Raw genomic sequence first — 6,208 nt, 5'->3', positions numbered from 1 at the left:
GGCGTGCTGCCGTTCGGCGACGAGCGGCTGGACGGGCGGCTGGCGGGCGGCGGGCTGCCGCTGGGGCGCTGGCACGAGATCGTGGGCGCGGGCCTGGAGGTCGAGACCTCGGCCGCGCCGGGGGCCTACGCCGCGCTGATGGCCGCGCCGCTTGCGCGCCGGGGCGAGGCGGTCTGGGTGCTGCGCCGCGACGACCTGTGGGCGCCGGGTTTGGCGGGTCTGGGCTTTCCCACCGAGCGGCTGATCCAGGTCTGCGCCCGCGACGAGGCCGAGGCGCTGTCAGTGATGGAGGACGCGCTGGCCACCGTCGGCGTGGCGGCGGTGTTCGGCGAGGTGGAGGCGGTGGACCTCACGGCCGGGCGGCGACTGCAGCTGGCCTGCGAGCGGCGCGGGGCCACGGGCTTCGTAATCAAGCGCCGCCCGTTCGGCGGGACGGCGAAACAGGAGGCCGCGGGCTCGGTCGCCGCCACGCGCTGGCGGGTCGCTTCCGCCCCCTCCGAGCCGCCGGCCGGCGAGTTCGGGCTGGGAAGCCCGCGGTTCCGCGTGGAGCTCGAACGCTGCCGGGGCGGGCGGACCGGCGCATGGATCCTCGAGGCCGATCAGGCCTACTCGTGGGAGGCAGGCGATGTCGCGCATCCTCTGCGCCTGGTCGCCGACCTGGGCGATCGCGAACTGGCGCCGGCGCAACCCGTCCGACGCGCCGCCTAGCGTTCCCAGCGCCCCCTCCGCCACTTCGTGGTCCCCCTCCCCCGCGGGCGGGGGAGGAACTGGGCGCGGACAGTCGGGCTTCAGTTCCTCCCCCCTTCCAAGGGGGGAGGGGGACCACGAAGTGGCGGAGGCGGCGCTGCCGCCGCTCGCACTTGTGGAGACCGTCCGGCAGGTCCGCCGGCTGGCCGCCGTCAGCCTGGAGGCGAACCGGCTAGGCCTCTACCCCGGCCAGAAGGCCACCGACGCGATGGCGCTGGTCCCCGAGCTTGCGACCGCCGACGCCGATCCCGAGGCCGACGCCGAAGCGCTGACCGCGCTGATCGACTGGTGCGTGCGTTTCTCGCCAGCGGTGGCGGCCGACGCGCCCGACGGCCTCTTCCTCGATATCACCGGCGTCGCCCACCTATGGGGCGGCGAGGCCGAGTTGCTGGCCGACTTCCGCGCGCGCCTCTTGGACAACGGCCTGCCGTTCCGCCTCGCCATCGCCGACACCCCGGGCGCGGCCTGGGCGCTCAGCCGGTTCGGCCGCGACGGGACGATCGCGCCACCCGGCGGCCAGGGCGAGCTGCTCGCGCCCCTGCCGCCCGCCGCTCTGCGCCTCGACCCCGAGGCCGCCGCCCAGATCGAGCGGCTGGGCCTGCGCCGGGTGGGCCAGCTGATGGAGATCCCCCGCGCCCCGCTCGGCCGCCGGTTCGGGGCGCGCACCCTGGAGCGGCTGGACCAGGCCCTCGGCCGCGCGGCCGAAGCGCTCGTCTTCCGCCGCCCGCCCACGCCCTGGATCGCGCGGCTGGCCTTCTTCGAGCCGATCAGCGCGCCCGAGGACATGGCCCGCGTCACCGAGGACGTCACCGCCAAGCTCTGCGCCCGGCTGGAGGCCGAGGGCCAGGGCGCCCGGCGCTTCGAGATCGCCTTCCACCGGGTGGACGGCAAGGCCCTGCCGCTGACGATCGGCCTGTCGCTGGCCGGCCGCGACGCGCGCCGCATCGCGCGGCTGTTCCAGCCCAAGCTGGAGACGGTCGATCCCGGCTTCGGCATCGAATCGGTGACCATCTGCGCCTACGCCGTCGAGCCCGTCTCGGGCCGCCAGGTGCGCATCGAGGCGGGGCTGGATGCGGCGGTCGAGGACGGCCTCGCGCCGCTGGTCGACCGGCTGGTCAACCGCCTGGGCCCCGAGCGCGTCTGGCGCGCCGCCCCGGTCGAGAGTCACGTGCCCGAGCTCGCCGTCGGCCGCGACCCGGCCCTGGGCGCCGATCCCTCCGAGGCGCAGCCCTGGGACCGCGAGGCGCCGCGCCCGGTGCGCCTGTTTCGCCGCCCCGAGCCGCTGGAGCAGGTCTTCGCCCTCCTGCCCGACGACCCGCCGCGGCAGTTCCGCTGGCGCGGCCGCCTGCACGAGGTGCGCCGCGCCGAGGGGCCCGAGCGGATCGGCGACGAATGGTGGAAGCGCGAGATCGGCGAGGTCTCGGTCGCCCACGTCCGCGACTACTACCGGGTGGAGGACCAGGACGGCGCCCGCTTCTGGCTGTTCCGCGCCGGCCTCTACGGCGAGGGCGACGGGCCGCCGAAATGGTGGCTGCACGGGGTGTTCGCGTGACCCGATACGCCGAGCTTCAGGCCACCACCAACTTCTCGTTCCTGCAGGGCGCGTCGCATCCGCATGAACTGGTCATCGGGGCCGAGGCTCTGGGGCTGGAGGCGATCGGCGTTTGCGACCGCAACAGCCTGGCCGGCGTGGTGCGGGCTTGGCGGCAGGTGCAGGACATGCGCCCGTCCGGGGCGAGGATCCGGGCGCTGACCGGCTGCCGGCTCGACTTCGCCGACGGCACGCCCAGCCTCATCGTCTACCCCTCCGACCGCGAGGCCTATGGGCGGCTCACCAAGCTGCTCACCGCTGGCCAACTCCGGTCCGAGAAGGGCGAGTGCGAGTTGCACTGGGAGGACTTCCTGGCCCACGCCGAGGGCCAGCTCACCCTGGTGGTCCCGCCCGAACGGCTGGACGAGGCCTTTGCGGGCGATCTGCGGCGGATCACGCGCGAACTGCCCGACGTCTGGCTGGCCGCCGCGCGCCGCTACGGCCCGCGCGACCTTGCCCGCCTGAGCCGGCTGGGCGCGCTCGCCGAGCTCAGCGGCATGCCGATGGTGGCCACCAACGACGTGCTCTACCACGGCCCCGAGCGCCGCCCGCTGCAGGACGTGCTGACCTGCATCCGTGAGACCTGCACGATCCACGAGGCCGGCCTGCGGCTGGCCGCCAACGCCGAGCGCCACCTGAAGGCGCCCGACGAGATGGCCCGCCTCTTCGCCCGCTTCCCGGGTGCGGTGGAACGCAGCGCCGAGATCGCCGAGCGCGTGACCTTCGACCTGGGCGATCTGCGCTACGAGTACCCCGACGAGCCGGTGCCGCCCGGCAAGACGGCGATCCAGCACCTGCGCGACCTGGCCTGGGCCGGGGCGGAATGGCGCTATCCCGACGGCATCCCCGACAAGGTGCGCAACCTGGTCGCCCACGAGCTCGACCTGATCGAGAAGCTCGACTACCCCAACTACTTCCTGACCGTGCACGACATCGTCCGCTGGGCGCGCGACCAGGAGATCCTCTGCCAGGGCCGCGGCTCGGCGGCCAACTCCTGCGTCTGCTTCTGCCTGGGCGTCACCTCGGTCGATCCCACCAAGCCCGACCAGGACCTGCTCTTCTCGCGCTTCATCTCCGAGAACCGCAACGAGCCGCCCGACATCGACGTCGACTTCGAGCACGAGCGGCGCGAGGAGGTGATGCAGTACGTCTACCGCCGCTACGGCCGCCACCGCGCGGCCATCGTGGCGACGGTGATCCACTACCGCCCGCGCATGGCGATCCGCCAGGTGGGCAAGGCGCTGGGGCTGACCGAGGACATCACCGCCGCGCTCGCCAACACTGTCTGGGGCAGCTACGGCGACGACGTCCCCGACGAGCACATCCGCCAGGCCGGGCTCGACCCGGACGCGCCCGAGATCCGCCGCGCCACGGCGCTGGCCCAGGAGCTCCTGGGCTTCCCGCGGCACCTGTCGCAGCACGTGGGCGGCTACGTGCTGACAAAGCGGCGGCTGGACGAGACCGTGCCCATTGGCAACGCGGCCATGGACGACCGCACCTTCATCGAATGGGACAAGGACGACATCGACGCCCTGAAGCTGATGAAGGTCGACGTGCTGGCGCTGGGCATGCTGACGGCGCTCCGGAAGAGCTTCGCGCTGCTGCCGCCGATCGGCGGCCGCCAGGTGACCGACGTCGCCCACATCCCGCAGGAGGACCCGGCCGTCTACGACATGCTCTGCAGGGCGGACTCGGTGGGCGTGTTCCAGGTGGAGAGCCGGGCGCAGATGTCGATGCTGCCCAGGCTCAAGCCGCGGAAGTTCTACGACCTGGTCATCGAGGTCGCGATCGTGCGGCCGGGGCCGATCCAGGGGAACATGGTCCACCCCTACCTGAAGCGGCGAAGCGGGATCGAGCCGATCACCTTCCCCTCGCCGCATCCTGACCACGGCCCGCCCGACGAGCTGATGGACATCCTGCGGAAGACCCATGGCGTGCCGCTCTTCCAGGAGCAGGCCATGCGCGTGGCCATCGTCGCGGCGAAGTTCTCCGACGACGAGGCCGACCGGCTGCGGCGATCCATGGCCACGTTCCGCAACGTGGGCACCATCGGGGAGCATGGCCTGAAGTTCGTGAAGGGCATGATGGCCCGCGGCTACGAGCAGGAGTTCGCCGAGCGCTGCTTCCAACAGATCGAGGGCTTCGGCTCGTACGGCTTCCCCGAGAGCCACGCGATCAGCTTCGCGATCCTGGTCTACGTCTCGGCCTGGGTGAAGCACCACTGGCCCGACGCCTTCCTCGTGGGCCTGCTCAACAGCCAGCCGATGGGCTTCTACCAGCCGGCGCAGCTGGTCCGCGACGCGCGCGAGCACGGGGTCGAGGTGCGGCCGCCCGACGTGATGTTCAGCGACTGGGACTCGACCCTCGAGGCGCGGGACGACCCCGAGGAGCGGCTGCGGCCGGTGCGGCTGGGCCTGCACCAGATCAAGGGGCTGAAGCAGGACAGCGACGGTGCGGCCATCGTGGCGGCGCGGGCGGCCGGCGCGCGCACGGTCGAGGACTTCGCCCGCAGCCGGATCTCGCGCCGCGCGCTGGAGCTGCTGGCCGAGGCCGACGCCTTCCGCAGCCTGGGCCTGACCCGGCGCGAGGCGCTGTGGGCGGTGAAGGGGCTCGCGGGCGAGTGGGGCGCCGAGAAGGAGGCCCCCCTGCTGCTGCGCCAGAACCTGAAGGAAGCGCAGGTCCCACTGCCGTTCATGACCGCCTCGCAGGGCGTGGCCGAGGACTACCGGACCACCAGCCTTTCCCTGAAGGCCCACCCGGTGGACTTCTTCCGGGAGGACCTGGCGCGGCAGGGCGTCGTGCCCTGCTCGGTGCTGAAGACCGCCCGCGACCGCCGCCGGCTGTCGGTGGGCGGCCTCGTGCTGGTGCGCCAGCGCCCCGGCACCGCCAAGGGCGTGGTGTTCATGACGCTGGAGGACGAGACCGGCATCGCCAACATCGTCGTCTGGCGCGACGCCTTCGAGGCCAACCGGCGGCTGGTGATGACCTCGTCGTTCCTGATCGTGCACGGCCAGGTGCAGAGCGTGGACGGCGTCGTCCACGTGGTCGCCGAGCGCTTCAGCGACCTCTCCCGCCGCCTGGCCGAGCTGCGCGAGGACCAGGGCGAGATCGCCGCCCACAGCAGGGTCACCGGGGGCCTGATCCGCAGCCGCGACTTCCACTGATCGCCGGCCGGCGGGGCGGAATCCCCTTATCAAACGCCTGGATGGCGCCTATGACTCTCACAACTGTGGCGTGGGCGGCGTAAGCGCGAATGGTCGGATTCCTGCTGGTGGGCGACAATGTGCCGTTCGTCGCCGCGCTCGTCCTGATGCTCCTGATCGGCGCGGCCGAGCTGGCCGGCCTGGGCTCCAGCCTGGTTTCCGACGCCGACGCTTCCGCCGATCTCTCGCTGCTCCAGTGGCTGAACCTGGGCCGCCTGCCGCTGCTCATGCTCCTGGTGGTCTTCCTGCTGAGCTTCGGCGTCCTGGGCCTGATGGGCCAGCGGCTGGTCGCCGCGCTCATCGGCCAACCCGCGCCGTGGTTCCTCGCCGCCCCCCTGGCCCTGGCCGCCGCCCTGCCCACGACCCGCGCCGCCGGCCGCCTGTTCGCCCGCTACCTGCCCACCGAGGAGACCACCGCCGTCGACCGCGACACCCTCGTGGGCCGCATGGCCGTCGTCGTCACCGGTGAGGCCGCTGCGGGATCGCCGGCCCAGGCCCGCGCCCGCGACGCCCACGGCCAGCCGCACTACGTCATGGTCGAGCCCGACGCGCCCGAGGACGTCTTCGCCGAAGGCGAGACCGTCGTGCTGGTGCGACGAGCCGGCGCCACCTTCTTCGCGATCCGCGGCGGGCCCGCCCTGCAGGACGCACGTCTCTAGTTTCTCTC

4 protein-coding genes are annotated in these 6,208 nt (G+C 73.0%); all 4 read left to right on the top strand.

Features of this window, described 5'->3' with window-relative positions:
• Window positions 1-3 precede the first annotated feature (3 nt).
• Complete coding sequence (locus VGD44_RS06760; RefSeq protein ID WP_331085187.1) at window positions 4-708, top strand: protein imuA; 705 nt, start codon at window positions 4-6, stop codon at window positions 706-708.
• Window positions 626-2,299 (top strand): DUF6504 family protein, encoded by a 1,674-nt coding sequence (locus VGD44_RS06755; protein ID WP_331085185.1) that lies wholly within the window; start codon window positions 626-628, stop codon window positions 2,297-2,299. Before VGD44_RS06760 ends, VGD44_RS06755 begins: the two co-directional genes overlap by 83 nt.
• Window positions 2,272-5,502, top strand: a complete 3,231-nt coding sequence (locus VGD44_RS06750) for an error-prone DNA polymerase (RefSeq protein ID WP_331085183.1) — start codon at window positions 2,272-2,274, stop codon at window positions 5,500-5,502. The genes VGD44_RS06755 and VGD44_RS06750 overlap by 28 nt, the downstream gene beginning before the upstream one ends.
• A gap of 89 nt (window positions 5,503-5,591) precedes the next feature.
• Complete coding sequence (locus tag VGD44_RS06745) at window positions 5,592-6,200, top strand: OB-fold-containig protein (RefSeq protein ID WP_331085181.1); 609 nt, start codon at window positions 5,592-5,594, stop codon at window positions 6,198-6,200.
• The last annotated feature ends 8 nt before the right edge of the window (window positions 6,201-6,208 follow it).

Source organism: Phenylobacterium sp., assembly GCF_036402295.1.
Classification (GTDB): domain Bacteria; phylum Pseudomonadota; class Alphaproteobacteria; order Caulobacterales; family Caulobacteraceae; genus Phenylobacterium.
The sequence above is the reverse complement of the archived record's forward strand: the minus strand, read 5'-3'. Positions and strand labels throughout refer to the sequence as shown.